General features: G+C 70.1%; 17 protein-coding genes. 4 read left to right on the top strand and 13 right to left on the bottom strand.

Translation table 11 applies throughout. From position 1 onward, the window contains the following. Window positions 1-52: 52 nt before the first annotated feature. From QN152_03105 to QN152_03095, 3 genes are all read right to left on the bottom strand, one after another. Window positions 53-1,483: a phosphodiester glycosidase family protein gene (locus QN152_03105; protein ID MDR7538505.1), complete on the bottom strand. Its 1,431-nt coding sequence runs from the start codon at window positions 1,481-1,483 to the stop codon at window positions 53-55. A gap of 47 nt (window positions 1,484-1,530) precedes the next feature. After that, entirely contained in the window at window positions 1,531-1,854 is a 324-nt protein-coding gene (locus tag QN152_03100) for a hypothetical protein (protein ID MDR7538504.1), read from the bottom strand. A gap of 134 nt (window positions 1,855-1,988) precedes the next feature. Further along, window positions 1,989-2,510, bottom strand: a complete 522-nt coding sequence (locus tag QN152_03095) for a hypothetical protein (protein MDR7538503.1) — start codon at window positions 2,508-2,510, stop codon at window positions 1,989-1,991. A gap of 52 nt (window positions 2,511-2,562) precedes the next feature. Between QN152_03095 and QN152_03090 the strand changes: the two genes are divergently transcribed. Next, window positions 2,563-4,293: an alkaline phosphatase family protein gene (locus tag QN152_03090; GenBank protein ID MDR7538502.1), complete on the top strand. Its 1,731-nt coding sequence runs from the start codon at window positions 2,563-2,565 to the stop codon at window positions 4,291-4,293. Window positions 4,294-4,330: 37 nt separating this feature from the next. Here QN152_03090 and QN152_03085 read toward each other — a convergent pair whose 3' ends face one another. After that, the gene (locus QN152_03085) at window positions 4,331-4,687 is read right to left on the bottom strand and encodes an iron-sulfur cluster assembly protein (protein ID MDR7538501.1); all 357 of its coding nucleotides are present in this window, start codon (window positions 4,685-4,687) and stop codon (window positions 4,331-4,333) included. A 123-nt stretch (window positions 4,688-4,810) separates the two neighbouring features. On the opposite strand from QN152_03085, the gene QN152_03080 reads away from it, so the two are divergent. Continuing rightward, window positions 4,811-7,564, top strand: a complete 2,754-nt coding sequence (locus tag QN152_03080) for a UPF0182 family protein (protein ID MDR7538500.1) — start codon at window positions 4,811-4,813, stop codon at window positions 7,562-7,564. Between the two features lie 41 nt (window positions 7,565-7,605). Here the strand turns inward: QN152_03080 and QN152_03075 are convergent, their stop codons facing one another. Genes QN152_03075 through QN152_03060 form a run of 4 tightly spaced genes read right to left on the bottom strand, consistent with a single transcriptional unit; the run spans window position 7,606 to window position 11,693 of the window. After that, the gene (locus QN152_03075; GenBank protein MDR7538499.1) at window positions 7,606-8,730 is read right to left on the bottom strand and encodes a C45 family peptidase; all 1,125 of its coding nucleotides are present in this window, start codon (window positions 8,728-8,730) and stop codon (window positions 7,606-7,608) included. After that, the gene (locus QN152_03070) at window positions 8,727-9,728 is read right to left on the bottom strand and encodes a GNAT family N-acetyltransferase (GenBank protein MDR7538498.1); all 1,002 of its coding nucleotides are present in this window, start codon (window positions 9,726-9,728) and stop codon (window positions 8,727-8,729) included. Before QN152_03070 ends, QN152_03075 begins: the two co-directional genes overlap by 4 nt. A gap of 8 nt (window positions 9,729-9,736) precedes the next feature. Then, complete coding sequence (menC, locus tag QN152_03065) at window positions 9,737-10,843, bottom strand: o-succinylbenzoate synthase (protein MDR7538497.1); 1,107 nt, start codon at window positions 10,841-10,843, stop codon at window positions 9,737-9,739. Beyond that, the gene (locus tag QN152_03060; protein MDR7538496.1) at window positions 10,833-11,693 is read right to left on the bottom strand and encodes a GNAT family N-acetyltransferase; all 861 of its coding nucleotides are present in this window, start codon (window positions 11,691-11,693) and stop codon (window positions 10,833-10,835) included. The genes menC and QN152_03060 overlap by 11 nt, the downstream gene beginning before the upstream one ends. Before the next feature lie 49 nt (window positions 11,694-11,742). On the opposite strand from QN152_03060, the gene QN152_03055 reads away from it, so the two are divergent. Further along, entirely contained in the window at window positions 11,743-13,101 is a 1,359-nt protein-coding gene (locus QN152_03055; protein ID MDR7538495.1) for a M20/M25/M40 family metallo-hydrolase, read from the top strand. Window positions 13,102-13,112: 11 nt separating this feature from the next. Here QN152_03055 and QN152_03050 read toward each other — a convergent pair whose 3' ends face one another. From QN152_03050 to QN152_03035, 4 genes are read right to left on the bottom strand one after another with little or no spacing between them, the layout of a single operon-like run. Continuing rightward, complete coding sequence (locus tag QN152_03050) at window positions 13,113-13,985, bottom strand: copper amine oxidase N-terminal domain-containing protein (protein MDR7538494.1); 873 nt, start codon at window positions 13,983-13,985, stop codon at window positions 13,113-13,115. Beyond that, entirely contained in the window at window positions 13,982-15,361 is a 1,380-nt protein-coding gene (locus tag QN152_03045) for a nicotinate phosphoribosyltransferase (GenBank protein MDR7538493.1), read from the bottom strand. Before QN152_03045 ends, QN152_03050 begins: the two co-directional genes overlap by 4 nt. Window position 15,362: 1 nt before the next feature. Then, entirely contained in the window at window positions 15,363-16,322 is a 960-nt protein-coding gene (corA, locus tag QN152_03040; GenBank protein MDR7538492.1) for a magnesium/cobalt transporter CorA, read from the bottom strand. 7 nt (window positions 16,323-16,329) lie between these two features. Next, complete coding sequence (locus tag QN152_03035) at window positions 16,330-17,454, bottom strand: NAD(P)-dependent oxidoreductase (protein ID MDR7538491.1); 1,125 nt, start codon at window positions 17,452-17,454, stop codon at window positions 16,330-16,332. A 422-nt stretch (window positions 17,455-17,876) separates the two neighbouring features. On the opposite strand from QN152_03035, the gene QN152_03030 reads away from it, so the two are divergent. Beyond that, a complete protein-coding gene (locus QN152_03030) occupies window positions 17,877-18,212 on the top strand; it encodes a DUF5615 family PIN-like protein (GenBank protein MDR7538490.1) in 336 nt (111 codons plus the stop codon). Between the two features lie 228 nt (window positions 18,213-18,440). Here QN152_03030 and QN152_03025 read toward each other — a convergent pair whose 3' ends face one another. Next, window positions 18,441-19,880, bottom strand: a complete 1,440-nt coding sequence (locus QN152_03025; GenBank protein ID MDR7538489.1) for an aldehyde dehydrogenase family protein — start codon at window positions 19,878-19,880, stop codon at window positions 18,441-18,443. Window positions 19,881-19,924 lie beyond the last annotated feature (44 nt).

Genomic DNA, 19,924 nt, shown 5'->3' with positions numbered 1-19,924 from the left:
CCGGGCCAGGCGTCAGCGCGGCCGCGGGCGGGCCTCCCTTAACCGGGAGGGGCTAGTCCGCGGGCCGGCGCACCACCAGGAGCATGGAGCCCACGCTGCGCTGGGTCCTCTCGGGCCGGTTGACCACGCGACCGCCCACGACCAGGGTGGAGGAGCCGCCGCCGTCCAGGTTCATCGCCTGGACGGCGCCCAGGTCGCGCAGCAGCCCGGCCAGCTCCACCAGGGTCATCCCCCTGCTGCGCGCTGACTTCTCCACGGTGACCAGCAGGACTTTTCCGGCGGCGGTGATGCCCACGGCGGAGCGGGAGGTGCGTCGGCGGGCAAACGCCGCTGAGAAGGCCTCCCAGCGGAACGGGACGTGCACCTGCCCGTCGCGCACCAGGCGCGGCCCCCCACCCAGGGCGTGCACCACCTTGCCCGGCTGGATGACCAGGTTCAGCCGCACCGGCTGGTTGGCCGTGAGCGTGCGGGTGAGCAGCGGGCCTTGGCCTTCAGCAGCGGAGAGGACGTAGCCGTCCTGGGGGATGGGAACGCGCCCGGTGGCGAAGCCCACGACCACGCCGTCCTGCACCACCACGGCGTAGCGGTGCCATTCGGTCAGGGGGCCGTACTCGGGAGTGTAGACGGCTAGGCCTCCCTGGCGCGGAGGGCGGTTTACCGCCAGGACGGGAATCGTGCGTCCTGTGCCGGTCTCCACAGTACCGCGGAAGGTGAAAGGCTGGATCACGGGCCTGCCCTCGCTGGTCAGGGCAAAGACGGAGCGCCGGCCGGTGGGCGCAGAGAGCAGCTTGCCATCGATAACCAGCAGCCCCAGGGGGTGCCCGGTACGCACGCTGAAGAAGCCCCCGTTGATCGCCGCCAGCGCGTCGTAGCGGGTGGAGGCGGCCGCCGTGGGCTCGTTGCCCGGGATGACCCCTGAGCCCAGCACGGGTCGCAGGGCGATCTGCGGGTCGGCCAGGTCGACCTGGACCACGTGGACGGCGCTCCACCCCCTGGCCGTGGGCACGCGCATCGCGCGGTAGGCCACGCTCGGCGGCAGCGGCACGGCGGCGCGCCAGGGCGGGAGCACGATCACCGCCAGCTTGTAGGGGGCGTTGCGGGTGAAGAGTTTGTAGCGGGTGGCGCCGCGCAGGCCGATGGAGAGGCGGGCGATCCCGCGGGCCACGGCGACCTGACGCACCACCCCCACGCCGCCGGTATTCACTGTCAGCTCGCGCGGGACCAAGTCGGCGATAGGCCAGAGGTCCACCAGAAGCCGGCTCCCGGCTGTGGTAGCCCGGAAGCGGATGGGCCGGTCGAGGTGGGCGACGATCTTCACGGCGCCATCCTGTGTGGTCCACCCCAGGTCCAGGAGGCGAGCGTCGGGCTGGGCGGCGGCAGGCCGAGGGGGCAGCAGCAGGAGGATGAGAGCGATCAGGAAGCGAGGCACGATGCTGCTCCGGTCCCGGATGCGGCGGCAGGTGCGCGTCGACTTGTCCCCCATTCTACGACCTCACCTGCCCGCTTTCCTCTTCGGGCAGCCGGGATGGCTCAACGCCGGGCGCGACGCCCCCAGGCCAGCGTGACCCGCACCACCCCGCCAGCGTCCTCCTGCACCTGAACCACATAGAACTCCCGCCGCCGCGCGTCGGCCAGGTAGCGATGGTAGCGCCGGCCGCTGGACTTGCGCGTCTCATTGGTCAAGGCGGAGGTCCACCCGGGCGGGATCCTGGCGGTGTAGAAGTCCCGCACGCGCTCGTAGGGGGCGCGCACCGTCAGGTCGGCGCGGGTCCAGTGCGCGGGCCCAAGGCCGAAGGCCACGCCGTCCGCCTCGGCGACGGCGGAAACCTCCGCTCCGGGGTAGTAGGGGAGCATCCCTATGCCGCCACGCGCCTGGCAGCCCGAAAATAGTAGTAGCCCCAGCAGGATGGAGGCGGCGGTTCTCACGAGGGGGCGGTCCTGACTAGGGGGCGAATCCCGCGGGCCGGAGACCTCTCGGGCCGGGGGCCTCACGGGCCGAAGACGACGCGGATCTCGTCTCCGTCCCGGGGCAGGTAGCCCAGGAAGTGCGGGAGTTCCTGGAATTCCCGCTCGCCCGCGCGTCGGGCCTGCACCCTAAGCGTGCCGGCCCGCCCGTCCGGGCAACGATCTCCGTTCTGGTAGCGCTCCCCGCCTACGGAAATGCTGGCGGGGGTGATGTGCACCGGCGTGGTGCGGAAAAAGGTCTCCAGGCTGGCATTTCTGCCGGCGGTGCGGGGTGTCTGGGGGTGGATGTGGATGAGGCCGTCGCCGTGGGTGTGCACGTCCCCCGGCCCCGGCGGCAGCGGGGGCAGAGTCCGGCCACAGAGCTCGATGGTCAGCCGGGCATGCCAGTGGTCGCCCACCCGTGCGGCAAGCGGCTGGCGGACCGCGGCGGCGATAATGAGGACAAAGGCCGCGGCCACCGCTCCGCCCAGCGCCCAGGGCAGCAGCCCCCTCTTCTTTCGGACGCGGATCTTTCGGGCGTGGGGCTTCTGACGACGACCGGCCATGGTCCCATTTTAGCGCAAGGGGATGCCGTATCAGCCCCGAATCGTTTGAGCGGTGAAGTCCCGCACTCTCTTTGCCTATAGCGTGGTGGTCCTGCTTCTCTTCGCGGCCGGCCTGGGCGCCAGGCAGCTGGCCGCGTATGCCTTCCTCCAGTACGTCCGCTACGCCTCGCCCTTCACCGTTCCCCTGGACTCCACGGCCGGCGGGCCGCCGCTGGCCCAGCGGGTGATCCTGGTGGTCATCGACGGCCTGCGCCTGGACGCCTTCCAGCGGATGAGCCTGGTGGAGCGCTACCGTTCTCGAGCTTCACTCTGGCGGGCGTTTGTGGGGGAGCCCTCGCTCTCTTATCCGGGGTGGACCACCATCCTCTCGGGCGCGCCTCCCGAGATCAGCGGGGTCACCACAAACTGGCACCAGGGGGCGGTGCGGGTGGACCACCTCTTTGCGGCCGCAAAGCGCAGCGGCCGCGTCACGGCCGCCGCCGGCCACCCGGGGTGGGCGATGCTTTTCGTCGGAAGCGTCGACGAGTTCGTCTCCGTCCCCGATCCCGCCTACACCGACCTGCCGGCGATCCACGACACCTCCGTTGCGGTTACCGCCGCCGGGACCCGCTTCCTCCAGGGGCCGGCGGCGCTGGTGCTCCTGCACTACCCCGCGCCCGACCTGATGGCCCATGGGGCGGGGGCCACCAGTCAGCCCTACCGGGACAGCGTCCGCCTCATCGACGAGGAGCTGACGCGCCTGCTGCAGGGGGTGGACCTGACCTCCACCGCGGTGGTAATCACCTCCGACCACGGGCACATCGACCGCGGGGGGCACGGCGGCCGGGAGGCGGTGGTGCGTACCGTGCCGCTGATGTTCCTGGGGGCTGGGATCGAGCCGGGGGACGAATTCGACGCCCGGCAGGCGGACATCGCGCCCACGGTGGCCGCGCTGCTGGGGCTGCCGCTGCCGGCGCACAGCCTCGGGCGCCCCTTGATCGAGGCGCTGTCGACCATCCCCGAGGGACTGGAGCAGCGGTGGGGGCAGCAGCAGGCGGCATTCCACGAGAAGGTCTACACCCCGGCGGTGCTGGGGCGACGCTTCCCGGTGTTCACCACGCCGCTGGGAGGACCCCGTCCCGACGCCATGCTGGCCGCTTCCGACGACCTGGCGCGACAGCGGGCCGAATGGCTGCAGCGGGCGCTGGCAGGGGACCGCGCCCGGCGTCTCCCCCTGGCCCTGGGGGCGGCCCTGTTGCCTGCCACCTTCTTCCTCCTGCCCCGCCCGCGGCGCGACCTGCTGCCGGCGCTGTGGGGTACGGTGGTCTTCTTCGGTGTGGTCCTGGGGCTGTTCTACGGACGCGGCTACTCCTTCTCCCTTTCCATCATCAACCGGGAGGACCTGCTGGAGGCGTTCTTTCGGGGACGGACGGCGGACGCGGCCATCTCGGTGGCCCTGGGTGCACTGGTGGCAGGATGGGCCGCCCGGCGGCGCGGAACCGGCGCGGGGGCGCTGGCGGGGCTGGGGACAGCCTACCTCAGTGCTTACTCGCTGCTGCTCCTGGCGCTGCATTTCCTGGCGCGCTGGGGAGTGCGCTACCCCTACTACCTGCCCGACCTGGGCGAGGGCTTCCGTTTCTACCTGACGTTGCTGGCCCTGGTGCCGGTGGGGCTGCTGGCAGCCCCGCTGGTGGGAGTGAGCCTGGTGGGATTTGGCCTCGGACGGATGGGGGAGCGTCTCTTTGGTCGGAGGCGGCGCAGCGCCGAGATGCCTGCCGGGAGCCCGTCCGGGGGGCGCGGGTGAGGGGGTACCCAGGAATCGGGCGCGATTCCTGGGTACCTCATACCGGATACCCCATCATCTGCAGCTGCTCCCGCCCATCGGGGGTTAGCCGTTCGGGCGTCCAGGGGGGAGTCCACACAAAGTCCACCGTGACGCTCTCCACCCCGATGGCCTGCAGCTTGTTCTCGATCTCCGCGGCGATCATCGGGCCAATGGGACAGCCCATGGCGGTAAGGGTCATGGTGATCTTCACCTCCCCTCCGCTCTGGGCCAGGTCGTAGATCAGCCCCAGGTCCCAGATGTTCACGGGAATCTCCGGGTCGTAGATCGTGCGCAGGACATCGATAACCTGCTCTCGGGTCACCTGGACGTCCATCATCCGCCCCCCAATCTCCGCCATCGCCTGCGACGCCACCCTGTCCTCCCACCGAGCCCTGTGCGGCGCCATACCCCCATCCTCCAGCGGTCTCCTTCGATTGTAGTCGCCCCGACGGGCCCTGCCAGGGGGATGGCTGCGGTGGGGCGAAAACCAGGGGGTATGAGACTCGGGCTGAGGCTCTCGCTGGTCCTGTTGCTGGTCCTGCTCTTCGTCTTCCTGCCCACGCTGGCCCGCTGGTATACGGACTGGCTGTGGTTCGGCGAAGTCGGCTACCGCCGCGTCTTTTGGGTGCCGCTGCTCTCCCGCATCGCCGTCACCCTGGCGGTGGGTGGTGGGCTCTTCGTCCTGCTCTTCCTGAACGTGCTGCCGTTATTGCGCCGTCTGCGCCGCCCGCCGCAGGTCATCGACCTGGAGGTCGGTCCCCGGGGGCGCATGGTCCGGCGGATTGGCCGGGGGTTCGACGCCGTGCGGGTGGCGGCGGCCGTGATCGGAGTGGTGGCCGTGCTGGCGGGCGTGGCCGAGAGCCGCCGCTGGACCATGTTCCAGCAGTTTGTGCACGCCGTTCCCTTCGGCACCGCGGACCCTCTCTTTGGCAAGGATGTAAGCTTCTTCGTGTTCCGCCTCCCCGTCTACCAGTGGGCGGCGTCCTTCCTCTTCGGCTGGCTGATCGCAGCGTTGCTTGTGGTGGTGGTCGGCTCCTACCTGGACCTGGCTCCGCTGCTCATCCGCGGCCTGTGGAGCATCCCCCTGCGCGTGCGCGCCCACGTCTCCCTGCTGGTGGGGCTGCTGCTGCTGGTGCGGGGGTGGGGTTTCTGGCTGGACGCCTACGCCCTGGTCTACTCGCAAGGCGGCGTGGTAACCGGAGCAGGATACACCGACGTCCAGGTGGTGCTGCCGGCGCTGCGGGTGCTGGCGGGGCTCTTCGCCGCAGCCGGTGTGCTGATGCTGGCCAACGTGCGCCTGCGCACCATGCGCTTTGCCGTGGCCGTGATCCTGGTGACCATCGTGGCCTGGTTCGCCAGTTTGCGTCTGCTGCCGGGGCTGGTGCAGTCGCTGCGGGTGCGCCCCAGCGAGCTGACGCTGGAGACACCGTACATCCAGCGCAACATCCGGGGGACGCTGGAAGGCTTCGGGCTCGGCCGGGTGCGGGAGCGGGAGTTCCCCGGCCGGCCTGTGACGGCTGAAGACGTGGCCCGCAACCGTCCCACCCTGGAGAACGTACGCCTGTGGGACTACCGCCCGCTGCTGGCCGCCTACCGGCAGCTGCAGACCCTGCGCCAGTACTACACCTTCGTCGATGTGGACATCGACCGCTACCGCCTGCCCTCCGCGTCCGCCGCCGGCACGGGCAGGTGGCTGGCGCAGGGTGTGCAGCGGCAGGTGATGCTGGCAGCGCGGGAGGTGGACCTCAGCCGCCTGCAGGCCCGCGGCTGGGTCAACGAGCACCTGGTCTTCACCCACGGCTTTGGCCTGGTGATGAGTCCGGTGAACCTGATCTCTGAGGAGGGGATGCCCGAGCTGTGGATCCGCGACATCCCGCCGCAGTCGCTGCCCGGCCTGGAGGTGAGGGAGCCGCGCATCTACTTCGGCGAGCTGACCAACCACTACGTGATCGTGAACACGCGGGTGCAGGAGCTGGATTACCCCCGGGGCGACCGGAACGTCTACACCACCTACCGGGGCCGCGCCGGCATCCGCCTCCACTGGCTCAACCGCCTGGCCTTCGCCTACCGCTTCGCCGACCTGAAACTGGCCATCTCCACCGACCTCTCCTCCCGCAGCCGCCTGCTCTTCCAGCGCAATATCCTGGCCCGGGCGCAGCACATCGCCCCCTTCCTCCGCTACGACCGCGACCCCTACCTGGTGGTAGCGGAGGGGCGGCTGGTGTGGATCATCGATGCCTATACCGTCTCCTCCCGCTACCCGTACAGCACGCCGGTGGAGGCGGGCCTGAACTACATCCGCAACTCTGTGAAGGTGGTGGTGGACGCCTACGACGGTACAGTCACCTTCTACCTGGTGGACCCCACCGACCCGCTGGCGCGTACCCTGGCGCGCATCTTCCCCCAGCTCTTCCGGCCGGCAGCCGCAGCCCCGCCGGCGGTGGCGGCGCACTTCCGCTACCCGGTGGATCTCTTCGAGATTCAGGCCCGCGTCTACGCCACCTTCCACATGCGGGACCCGCGCGTTTTCTACAACCGGGAGGACGCCTGGGCCATCCCCACCGAGGTCTTCGGCAACGAGACCGTGCCTGTGGAGCCCTACTACGTGACCATGCGCCTGGAGCCCCAGCCGGAGGCCCCGCCGGAGTTCGTCCTCATCCTGCCCCTGACCCCGGTGAACCGGGACAACCTCATCGCCTGGATGGCGGCGCGCAACGACCCGCCAAACTACGGCCAGCTGGTGGTCTACCGCTTCCCCAAGCAGTCGGTGGTCTTCGGTCCGATGCAGGTCGAGTCCCGGATCAACCAGGACCCGGAGATCTCCCAGGCCATCACCCTGTGGAACCAGCAGGGCTCCCGGGTGATCCGCGGCAACCTCCTGGTTATCCCCATCGAGGAGGGGGTGCTCTACGTGGAACCCCTCTTCCTCCAGGCGGAGCGCAGCCAGCTCCCGGAGCTAAAGCGCGTCATCGCCGCCACCGGGGCGCGCATCCAGATGGCGGAGACCTTCGAGGGGGCCTTGGCCGGTGTGCTGGGTCGGCGCCCGCCTCTGGGCCCCCCGTCAGCTCCGCAGGTTTCACCGCCCAGCGCGCCCCCGTCGGATAGTGCGGAGCGCGAGCGGCTGATCCGGGAGGCGCTCCAGGTCTACCGGCGCGCCCGGGAGCGGCTGCGCTCCGGCGACTTCAGCGGCTACTCAGCGGAGATCGAGCGCCTGGGGAGGATCCTGGAGCGCCTGGCTGCTGGTCAGTAGTGGGCGAGCAGCCCGGCAGACGCGGTTTAAACCGCACCTGATCAGAGCAGTGAGCGGCTGCGGAAGGGCGCGGTGCAGGGTGCCCCCGCCGCATAGCGCATCTCCAGGGCGTCCAGGTCCATCAGCACGGCGAAGACCGTCTCCGAGCGCTCCTCCTGCGGCAGGCGGGGATTGGGGTGGCGGCAGATGGAGTCGGGTCGCCCGTGGTGGTCCGCCAGCAGCGCCTCCAGGTCGGAGACCGTCAGGGGGCCGGTCGCGGCGCGCTCGGCCAGCAGGTGGGCCATCCGCTGGCAGCGGAGGTAGGTGGAGGAACGCTCCTCCCGCAGCGGCTGCCAGATGGCCAGCCGCTGCGGCTGCAGGAAGTGGTTGGCGTGGGCCAGCGTACCGCCCACCGGGGTATGGGCCACCCACCCCGCGGGCGAGGTCTCCAGGTCCACCACCTCCTCAGCACCGTCCCTCCCTGCTCCGCCGCCCCGGGCGACCAGGAAGTTGGCGGAGCAGGCGTGCACACCCTCGGTGGCCCGGGTCACTGCCTCGGCCAGGGTGCGGCTGTGCAGGATCCCTGCGGTGCGCAGGTGGAAGGGCACCCCCAGGCGGGCCCAGTCGTCCAGGTTGCTGAGCAGGCCGTTGACCACCAGACCGACGCCCGCTGCGTTCATGCCGATCTTGCCGCCGGCGATGCCAGCTTCGGTGAAGGCCAGGATGCGCAGGCCATCTTCCTCCAGGTCCAGCAGGGCGCCGCGCACCCCCGGGATCCAGTCCCAGGTCTGCCCGATCCAGAGGTGTCCGTCGGCGGTGACCGCGCGCGAGGCGGCAAACGCGGTGCACCCTCCGGCGGCCTCAGCCATGCCGATGGCGGAGTAGGCGCTGTAGAGGATCTCATAGCGGGCGTTGAGCATGGCGATCTCCAGCAGCGTCCGCCCGCTGGCTTCGGCGATGCCCTCCATGGCTTCCCGGTATTGGGGACTCTCCCCGGTGAAGACGTCCAGGTAGGCGGCGGCCCGCCGCTCCACCTCCTGGCGGGTGAGCCGGCCGTCGGTTAGGAAGCGGCGCAGGTAGACCTCGACGTTGTGGGCGACCGCCTCCCGCAGCCCTTCGCCGTGCTGCCGCCCCTGCTGGCGGGGGTTCCCCCGCAGGGTGAGCACCGGGAGAGCCTGTACACTCATCTTTTCAGGGACGAGTTCCGAACGGCTCCCGACCGCACCACCTTCTCGAAGGTGATCCAGGCCGGCTGGCGGACGAATCCCAGCGCCGTGTTGATGTGCAGCATGGGCGCGTTCAGCGAGTCGTTCCAGGTGCGGATCTCCCGGTATCCCCCTCGGCGGGCGTACTCCACGGTGCGCAGCTTCAGGGCCAGGGCCAGCCCTCTCCCCCGGTAGGCCCGACGCGTTCCGGTGATCCCCTGGTAGAGGACGTCGGGCAACCGCTCGCTTCGGAACAGGTTGCTCTGGGCCACATAGCGGTCGCCGTCGACGACCAGGAAGTGGGCTTTCGGGATCCACCCGGGGTTCTTCAGGAGGTGGCGCACCTGCTCCTGGAACGGCCGCGGGGTGTACTCTCCCACCCGGGGAACGTCGGCTTCGACCTCCAGGTCCAGGTCGTACAGTTTGGCCAGCCACTCGGGGTCCTTTTCCCGTTCTTCTGCCACCGTGGTCAGCACCAGCCCCTGCACTGCCCGCTCCGCTTTCTCCTGGAAGGGGCGGGGGTCAAAGCGCGCCACCTCCAGGCGGGACTCCCAGGCCCGCCGCCGCTCCACGAAACCGCGCCGTTCCAGGAAGCGCACCCCCCGCAGGGAGGTCTCCCGTGCCCGGGCCCACAGGACCAGAGGGTTCAGCGCCGCCAGCTCCTGAAGCAACGCGTCGTAGAGGCGCGCGCCGATGCCGCGCCCCTGCACCTGGGGGTGGACGCCCAGGTCGATGGAGAGCTTCTGCGGGTGGTACTCGTGCGGCTCGTGGTGGTACTCCGCCCACCCTACGATCCACTGCTGCAGGTCCTCGGCCACCAGACGGCGCAGGTGCACCCGCACACCGTCGTACCGGCTGTCCCAGTGGCGGAGCTCCTTCTCCGACCAGGGGTAGTCCGCATACACCGCGTTGCCCAGCGCCACCAGCGCGGGATAGTCCGCGACGTCGAACTGCCGGATGGTGATGGTGCCGACGTCCATCCGGGTATTTAGCGAAAGAGCGCGGTCCGCCTGGAGGCGGCTTCGACGCGGTCGAGGCGCACGGTCACGCCCAGGCCGGGAGAGGTGGGGACGCGGATGGTCCCGTCCGCTTCCAGGACCACCGGAGGGTCGATGATGTCCTCCTGGTAGTAGCGGTCGCTGGCGGAGAGGTCTCCCGGCAGGGTGAAGTTGGGGAGGCTGGCCAGCGCCAGATTGGCGGCGCGGCCCACCCCGGTCTCCAGCAGGCCTCCGCACCAGACGGGCACGCCGCGGTCGCGGCAGAGGTCGTGGATGGCAACGGCGGCGGAGAGCCCCCCTACCCGCGCCGCCTTGATGTTGATCACCCGGCAGGCGCCAACCTCCAGCGCCTTACGGGCGACGGAGGGGGAGACGATGGACTCGTCCAGACACAGCGGCGTGCGCAGCTGCGCCTGCAGGGCGGCGTGGTCGAGCAGGTCGTCCTCCTCCAGTGGCTGCTCAATAAGCAGCAGGCCGTACCCGTCCAGGGCGCGGAAGACCGCGGCATCCGCCAGCGTGTAGGCGGAGTTGGCGTCCACCTGCAGGGGGATGTCTCCGAAGACCGCGCGGATCTCCCTGACCACGTCCACGTCCCACCCCGGCTTGATCTTGACCTTGATCCGCCGGTAGCCCTGCGCCAGAAAGCTGCTGATGCGGTCCAGGAGGATGTCCACCTCAGGCTCGATGCCCAGGCTAACCCCCACGGGGAGGCGTTCCTGAGTCCCTCCCAGCGCCGCCTGCAGCGACTGCCCCTGCTGCCGGGCGTAGAGGTCCCACAGCGCGGCCTCCATCCCGGCCTTGGCCATGTGGTGGCGGCGGATGCGGGCTACCAGCGGGGGAAAATCCAGCGGATGGGCGATATCCCGGCCCAGGACCGCGGGAACGACGAACCGTTCCAGGATGTGCCACGCCGTGTCCACGTCCTCCTCGTTGTAGAGCGGGGCGCTCTCCGCGGGGACCTCCCCCCAGCCCTCGGCTCCACCGGCGAAGACGCGCACCAGTAGGCAGACGTGGCTCTCCGACCGGCCAAAGGAGGTCTCGAAGGGAAAGCGCAGGGGAAGGGCGACCTGCCGCAGCTCGACGGCCTCAATCCGCATCGGATCGTCTGAGCACGTACTCTCCTCCCCCCGCGGTGCGGACGAAGTCCACGGCCGCGTAGCCGCGGTCGAAGTACGCCTGGAAGACGCGGCGGGAGACCGCGCGCCACTCCCGGGCCAGCGCCAGGTCCGTTCGCCGCAGGGCCGTGAAGTCCGGCGGGATCCCCAGGCGGACCTGTGGGGCGTCATGGTCCAGGACGGGATCGCCCGGCCGGGGGAGGGGACCGCCACGTGCGGCCAGGGCTACCGGTCCCTCCGCGAGCCGAGCTGCAGGCGGTGGCGCATCCGCCTCCATCAGCCGCACCACACGGGGAGCCGTCAGGTGCCAGTCCACCTCCAGGCGGTCGCTCTCCACGCCGCGGTTCAATGCGTCGTTCATCTCGCCGTAGTAGTTGACATGGTAGCGGCGCGCCTCCGCGCCCAGGCGGTGCAGGTTGAAGGACGCGTTAACGCTCTGCAGGGGGTCGAAGGTCCAGACGATCAGTTCCAGGCCGCGGGCCAGCGCCTCCTGCCGCTGCGCCCGTTTCAGGCGGAAGCCGACCTCCCGCCCCCGCCACTCCTCCACGACGCCGGTCATGTGCGAGTGGAGGAAGAGCCTTCCCTCCCGCCGCCCCAGGAAACCGTAGGAGAAGCCGATCACCTCCCCGCCGGGGGCAAACGCGCCCAGGACGACCCCGCCGGCGGCGGCGACGGCGCGGAGCTGGTGGGCCGGGACCACCTCGCTGTCCGGTCCGCCCCAGATCCGCCGCTGCACCTCCTCCAGCGCCCGCAGGGTGGCGCTGTCGCCGATGGGGCGGATGACCACCTGGTCCACAAGGATAACTCTACTGCGGGCGGAAGAAGTCTCCAAGCGTTCAGCTCCGCAGTTTCTGGTCCAGCACACAGAGGGAGGTGGGCCTGTGGATCGCCTCAGGGAGGTGGTCCGTGCGCGAACGGACGATGCGCTGGCCGACCTGCAGCGGCTGCTGCGCCAGCCGTCGGTCGCCGCCACAGGGGAGGGGATCCCCGAGTGCGCCGCACTGGTGGCCTCGCTCTTCCGGGAGGCTGCGGCCCAGGTGACGGTGCTGCGGACCGAGGACGCAGCACCCCTGGTGGTTGCCCTCTTCCCCGGCCAGGGGGCGCGCACCCTGCTCTTTTACGACCACTACGACGTGCAGCCGCCCGACCCGTTGCCGGAGTGGGTCACGCCGCCCTTTGAGCCCGCGGTGCGGGACGGCCGGCTGTACGCGCGCGGTGCCGCCGACAACAAGGGCGACTTGGTTTCGCGGCTGTGGGCGGTGCGGGCGCTGCGGGAGGCGCGGGGCGGCCTGCCCTGCCGGGTGAAGTTCATCGTAGAGGGGGAGGAGGAGACCGGCAGCGTGCACCTGGCCCACTACCTCCGGGCGTACCGCGACCTGTTGGCCGGGGACGCCTGTATCTGGGAGTTCGGCGAGCGGGATATGCAGGAGCGATTGAACCTGGTTGCGGGGGTGAAAGGCATCTGCTACCTGGACCTGAGCCTGGTGACGGCGGCACGCGACCTCCACTCCCAGTACGGAGCCATCGTGGAGGGTGCCGCCATGCGCCTGATCTGGGCGCTGGCCACGCTGAAGGATCCGGCGACGGGGCGGATCCTGGTGGAGGGCTTCTACGATCGCGTCCGCCCGCCCACCCCGGAGGAGGAGGCTGCCCTGCGCCGCCTGCCCTTCGACGAGGCGCAGCGCAAGGCGTACTACGGGGTGCGCTCCTGGATCGGGGGGAAGAGTGCGGAGGGGGCGCAGTACGACCTGTACTTCAGCCCCACCTGCACCATCTGCGGGTTTACCAGCGGCTACACCGGTCCAGGGAGCAAGACCGTCCTGCCGCACCGGGCGACGGCCAAGGTGGACTTCCGCCTGGTCCCCGACCAGGATCCCCAGGAGATCGCGGCGCTGGTGGGGCGACACCTCACCACCCTCGACTTCGGCGACGTCGAGGTGCGGCTGCTGGGTGGAGAGCGCGCCTACCGCTCGCCGCTGGACGATCCCTTCGTGCAACTGGTGGCGCGCGTGGCCGCGCAGGCTACCGGACGGCAGGTGCTGCTCAAGCCCACCTCCGGGGGCACCGGTCCCATGTACCCCCTGGGCTCGACCCTGAGGGTACCAATCGTCAGTCTCGGCTGCTCCTACTGGGCCAGCGGGGGCCACGCCCCCAACGAGCACATCCGGCTGGCCGACTTCGAGGAGACCGTGGACCTGGTGGCCCGCATCATCGCTGCTTACGGGGAGGAGGCGGTGTAGCGCGCCTGGGTCTACTCCACCGTGATCTCCCAGACGATGCCGGTTGAGGGGTTGAGGCGGAGGACGACCACCATTCCCGGGACGATCTCCTCCCGGGTCCTGGTCCGGCCGGAGACCATCAGGTCCGGGTGCAGCGGGAAGGCGGAGCCGTCCTGCAGGGTGACCGTGCGCAGGGTGATCAGGGCCACGGTGCCGCGAACCTGGCGGTACGCCGCCCGCACCGCCGCCGCCTCCAGACGGGCGTTTACCACTGCGGTCACCTGATCGCCAGGCCGCAGCTCGCCCAGGCTGACCGATCCCCCGGCGCCGCTGGTGGTCTCCCGCCGCAGGATGGAGGTCTCGGGGGTGACCACGATCACGTGCAGCAGGGCGCCCGCCAGCACGTGCAGGCGGCCCTGGACGACGTCAACCCTCAGCAGGGTGCCCTCGATGGTCTGCGCCGGGGATGTGGGTGACGGTAGGGGCGCGGCGGCGTAGATGAACACGGTGCGGGAGCGCTCGTCCCAGTCCACGCGCGCACCCAGGGCCTCGCTGACGAAGCGCAGGGGGACCATGGTGCGGCCGCGCAGCGCCAGCGGGGGAACCTCCAGCAGGACGATTCGCTGGTTGATCCGCGCCTCCCGGCTGCCCAGGCGCAGGACGACGGTGACGGTGTCGCGGGCGGCAGTGACGGTCTGGGCCACGGGGTCGAAGACCACCTGCGCACCCAGCCGCTCGAAGATCTCCCGCAGCGGGACCAGCACCCGTCCCGCGATCTGCACCGGGGGGACATCCAGGACCAGGGGCGCACCGTCGACGATGACGGTGATCGGCTCCGCCGCTGCGGTCCCCGCGGACGCCACCGCCAGCAGCAGCACCAGGACCGGCGTCGCCGCGGCCCTCACCCGTTGACCTCCTCCACCTGGGCGTACATGCGCTCCCTCAGCGCCTCCAGGGCGGGGCTGAAACGCACCGGAGGGCTGCCCGTGCCCCGCAGGGCCAGCAAGGGCGGGGGCAGGTGCGCCAGGCGCTGGCGGCAGCGGTCTCGCATGGCTGCCAGGGTATCCGTGTGCACGGTTCGGCCGGCGCGCATGACCTCCACCAACAGGGGCATCGCCCCTGGCGGCCCGGCCTCGTCGGCCAGGGCCACGGTGTCGCGCTGCAGCACCCCCTGGGAGTCGGTGATGCGCCAGACCTGCTTGCGACCCGGCAGCGTTGCTTTGCCAGTGCTCAGCTTCACTCGATATCCAGAGGCGTCCTCTACCAGCTTGTAGACGCCCTCCACGAAGGGGGCATCGGCGGAGGTGCCCAGCTCCGTGCCCACACCGAACGCGTCGGCGGCGGCGCCGGCGTCCAGCAGGTCGGCGATCTTGTACTCATTGAGGCCGCCCGAGAGGACGATCTGCACCTCCTGCAGCCCGGCGGCGTCCAGCAGGGCCCGCACCGCTCGGCTGGCGGCGACCAGATCGCCGCTATCGATGCGCACTCCGCGCAGCCTGTACCCCCGGGCCGCCAGCTCCCGGGCCACGGTGATGGCCCGCGCGGCCCCTTTGAGGGTGTCATAGGTGTCGATGAGCAGGACCGAGCTCTCCGGGAAGTCTGCAGCGAATGCGCGGAACGCCGTCAGCTCGTCAGGGAAGGACATCACGTAGGAGTGGGCCATGGTACCGAACACGGGGATACCGTAAAGGTGCCCCGCCAGCACGCAGGAGGTGCCCACGCACCCACCGATGTAGGCGGCGCGGGCCACCTTCAGGGCGGCGTCGGCGCCGTGGTCGCGGCGCGGGGAGAAGTCGATGACGTCCCGCCCCCGGGCTGCCAGGACCACGCGGGCCGCTTTGGAGGCAATGGTCACCTGGAAGTTCAGCGTGTTCAGCAGGAAGGTCTCGATGAGCTGCGTCTCGATGCGTGGCGCGGTCACCTCCAGCAGCGGCTCCTGGGGGAAGAAGACCTCTCCCTCGGGGATGGCGCGCACGGTGCCGGAAAAGCGGAAGTCCCGCAGGTAGTCCAGGAACCCCTGGCTGAACCGGCGCAGGGAGCGCAGGTAGGCCAGCGCCTCACTGTCGAAGCGCACGTGCTCCAGGTAGTGCAGTACCGCTTCCAGACCGGCGCTGACCAGGAAGGCGCGGTCGGGGGGCAGTTCGCGGATGAAGACGTCGAAGGTGGCCGGGTCGTTCATCCCCTGGCGGAAGTAGCTATCCGCCATGGTCAGCTCGTAGAGGTCGGTGAGCAGCCCCATGTTCTGGGGGGTGAGGAAGCCGAAGGCGGGGTAGGTACCCATGTCAGACCCACCCCGCGCGGCGGAAGAAGGCCACCATGGCCGCCGCCAGGAGCACCATGGCGCCGATGATCACCCAGAACCCGTAGGGGGCCTCAAACGGAGGAAACGGTCGGAGGAAGTTCATGCCGTAGATCCCCGTGATGACGGTGAGCAGGGCGAAGACAGCCGTGATCACCGTGAGCACCTTCATCACCTCATTCAGCCGGTTGCTGACCAGCGTCAGGTAGATCTCCAGGGCGCCGCTGAGCAGGTCGCGGTGCGTGTCGATCTGGTCGGTTATGCGCAGCACGTGGTCGTAGATGTCGCGGAAGTACAGAATGACCGCCTCCGTGACCAGGGCCGTCTCCCGCCGCATGAGCACGTTCAGCGTATCCCGCAGGGGCACCACGTGCCGCCGCCCCTGCAGCAGAGCGCGCTTGGTGCGGAAGAGGGCACCCAGTGTGCGGCCGGTAGGACGGTGGAAGAGGTGATCCTCCAGGCGCTCGATCTGAGCGTCGATGCGGTCCAGTACCGGAAAGTAGGAGTCGACCACCGCGTCCAGCAGGGTGTAGAGAACGAAGTCGGGGGCGCGGCGCAGCCGTCCCGGCGCGCGGGTCAGCCGCCCCCGCGCCTCCTGCAACACCCCCAGATCGCCCCGGCTCACGGTGACCACGGCCCGTGGCGTGAAGAAGATGTCCACCTCATCCAGCACCAGCGCCGCGCCGTGGTCGCCGCGGGCGGCATGCACGGTGAGGAAGAGGTGCTCGTCGTAGGCCTCGACCTTGGGTCGCTGCCCGGTCTTCTGCGCGTCCTCGACAGCGAGGGGGTGGAAGTGGAAGACCTCGGTGAGCGCCTGCAGGTCGGCGGGACGGTTCCGGTCCAGGGCGACCCAGACGGCCTGCCCATCCTTCTCCAGGAGCGCCGGGAGCGGCTGCTCCGGGTCAGTGGCCACGCCATCTTCGCGGTATACCGTGACCTGCATCAGGCCGTCACTCCAGGTTCGTTACCACAGCCTGCTCCACCTGGGCGGGGAAGAGGTGCACGCCGGGTGGGAAGTCGCGGTGGTGGTGCACCATGAAGCGCACCCCCTCCAGCATGAGGGCGGCGGTCAGGTCGAAGGCGTCGAACGGATCGCCAGGGCCGGCGGCCAGGTTGATCATGGCTCCGCCGGCCAGCAGGTAGACCCGCCGCCCGCCCTCCAGGTCCACCGCCTCAATGTGGGGGCGAACGGGCGCCGTGGGGAAGCGGCGCAGGGTGGCCACGTCCATCTCCCCGCTGGAGTGTCCGGCGTTCAGCAGGATCGCCCCCGGCGCCAGCAGGCCGAAGTGCGGTGGCCCCAGGACGCCCTCCCGACCGGTGGCCGTGACCACGACCTCCGCCTGCGGCAGCGCCTCCTCCAGCGACGCCACCAGGCACCCCTGGTGGCGCGCCTCCACCTGGCGGCGCGGGTCCGGATCGACCACTGCCACCACCGCCCCCAACCGGTGAGCATAGTCGGCGATGCCGCGCCCTACCGGCCCGAAGCCCAGGACGAGGACCCTCCGTCCGTGCAGGGAGAGTCCGGTGACGTTGAGGAAGGTGTTCCACACCATCAACCCCACCAGGTGGCGGTTGTGCAGGCCCTGTTTCAGGGGCAACCGGTCCCAGTCGAAGACAGGGAAGGGGAGGTCAATCTCCGCCAGGCGGCGCAGCCCCGTACCGGTGGCCTCCATCCCCGCGTGCACCCCCGAGGCCACATCGGGACGCGTGCGGATCAGACGCACCGTCACCTCGCCGCCCATCTCGCAGAGGAAGGCGGGCCGCCGGGAGATGGCCCAGTCCGCCGCCGCCAGGCGGGCGGCCTCGTCCATCCCGGCTGCGGCCTGCGCCTGTGCGCCCGCGGCGGCGAGCCGGGTCACCACCTCGTCGCGGGTGGTGGCAGGATTCGCCCCAAGTACCAGCACCTCCGCGCCGGTGCGCAACAGGGCCTCGACCACCGGAACCATCTTCAGGTCCAGGTGGATGACCAGACAGAGCACCTGGCCCCTCCAGTCCTCGCCGGCCAGGCGCTCCGCCGCCCGCCGCATGAGCGGGGTGTGGGCGCGCACCCAGGCCAGGTCCGCCTCCAGGGCCATCAGCGGGCGAGCAGCGTCTGCCTGAAGTCTGGTGTCGCCGGCTGGGCTCCCGCCGGCAGTACGCCGAGCCCGATTGCAAGCAGGAAGGTCAGAGCCATGTGCCGCGCAGGTCCACGCCGGGAAAACCCGTCACGTAACTGACTATACCACCGGCTGAGGCGACTCCCCAGGGAGGCATGGCCTGCGGGAGAATCCCGGAAGCCTGCCAGGGGCCGCGGCTATCTGGAGGGAGCTCGGCCCGGGCCGAGCCGGATCAGCGGCGCCCATGCGCACTTTGCTGTCCACGGCATGAAAATCCGGCCGATCGGCTGTCCGGCGTGTACCCGGATCTCGAACCAGAAGACATTCGCCAAGCAGTTGAATATGCTGCGTGGCTGGCTCAAGAAGAAGTCCACGTCCCGTAGACAGGGAAGTTTGAAACTTTGCGATTCCTCGCGGACGCGGGTGTGGCCCAACGGGTCGTCGACTGGCTTCGCGCCGATGGGCACGACGTCGTCCATCTTCGTGATCGAGGTCTGCAGCGGCTGACTGATCGTGAAGTCTTCGAACTTGCCTCGGCGGAAGGCCGCATCCTCATCACATTCGACCTCGATTTTGGCGAGATTGTGGCTTCCTCAGGCAGTCATGTGGTTAGCGTAATCCTCTTTCGTCTGCGCGACACGGGAAGTTCTCATGTAACCGAGCGGCTGCGCAGCGTGTTGGAGCGGTCGGCTAGGCAAGTTGAGCATGGCGCGGGCAGGCCGCCTGAGGAGGCGTAGCGGACCAGCGGCTGGACGACCTGGAGTCGACGGAGAGCTGGTCGGCGGTGCTGCGGGACCTGCGGGCGCGGGGCATGCCCTGTCCGCGTCTTGAGGTTGGCCACGGCCACCCGGGGATCTGGGGCGCCCTGCGCAACGTGTCGTCGTAAACTCGGCCCGGGCCGAGTTTACATCTGGAGTGGCCGGTGCCCTTGAGGAGTGCCGAGGGGCCTGCCGGCCTCTCTACCCCTACGACTCCGCCAGCCGCAACACCACCATCTGGATGTTGGTCATCTCTTCCATGGCGTAGCGGACGCCCTCCCGGCCAATGCCGCTGCGACGGTTGCCGCCATAGGGCATGTGGTCGGCACGGAAGACCGGGGTGTCGTTGATGATCACCCCGCCGAAGTTCAGGCGGCGCACCGCCTGGAAGACGCGGGAGATGTCCCGGGTGAAGACCGCAGCCTGCAGGCCGTACTCGGTGGCGTCAGCCTGTCGCAGCGCCTCCGCAAAGTCGTCGATGGCGATGACCGAGGCCACCGGCGCGAACGCCTCCTGCGCCACCACCTTCATCTCCGGCCGGACGTCGGTGAGCACGGTGGGCCAGTAGACGGCACCATCGCGCCGGCCGCCCGTGAGCACTCTTGCTCCCCCGGCCATCGCCTCCCGCACCCAGCCCTCGATCCGCTCCGCTTCGCGGGCGTCGATCATCGGGCCCACGTCCACCCGCTCATCCAGGGGGTCGCCCACCACCATGGCCTCGCTGGCCTGGACGAACCGCTCGGTGAACGGCTCATAGACCTGGCGCTCGCTGTAGATTCGCTGCACGGAGATGCACACCTGTCCCGAGTTGTAGTAGGCCCCCACGGCGCAGCGGCGGGCCACGAACTCCAGGTCCGCGTCGGGGGCGACGATCACCGGGGAGGTGTTTCCCAGCTCCAGGGTCACCTTCTTGATGCCGGCGATGGAGACGATGCGCTCCCCCACCGCCGGGCTGCCGGTGAAGGTGACCTTGGCCACCTGAGGGTGGGTGACCAGCCACTCCCCCACCGTGCCCCCCGGCCCTACCACCAGGTTGATGGCTCCCGCGGGCAGCCCCGCCTCCGCCAGGACCTGGCAGAGCTTGACGGCGGTGAGCGGCGTCCAGGTGGCCGGCTTCAGCACCACGGTGTTGCCCGCTGCCAGGGCCGGTGCCACCTTGTGGGCCACCAGGTTGAGGGGGAAGTTAAAGGGAGAGATGGCGGCCACCACCCCGACGGGCCGGCGCACCCAGAACCCAAAATAACCCTCCCCCGCCGGGACCGCATCCAGCGGAACCGTCTCCCCGTGCAGGCGGCGGGCCTCCTCGCTGGCAATGGTGAAGGTGGTGATGGCGCGGTCCACCTCCACGCGGGCGAACTTGAGCGCCTTGCCCGCCTCCGCGGCTATGGTGCGGGCGAACTCCTCGCGCCGTTCCCGGATCAGGGCAGCGGCACGGGCCAGGATGTCGGCGCGCCGGTGCGCCGGCATCTCGGCCGCGAGCGGGGCGGCGCGGGCCGCGGCCTCGACGGCGGCCTCCACATCCTCCCGGCGGGCTGTGGGCAGGGCGCCGATGACCTCGCCGCTGTACTTGTTCCGTACCTCTACCGGAGGCCCGCCTTCCACCCAGCGGCCGTCGATGAACAGTCGACCCTCCAGCACTGCAGCCATAAGCCTCCTCCGGACACCGAAGCGGGGGTGCGCTCCGGCGGTTT

The sequence above is a fragment of the Armatimonadota bacterium genome, from assembly GCA_031459715.1.
Lineage (GTDB): Bacteria > Sysuimicrobiota > Sysuimicrobiia > Sysuimicrobiales > Humicultoraceae > Humicultor > Humicultor tengchongensis.
Note: the sequence above shows the minus strand (reverse complement) of the source record. Positions and strands in the feature narration are given on the sequence as shown.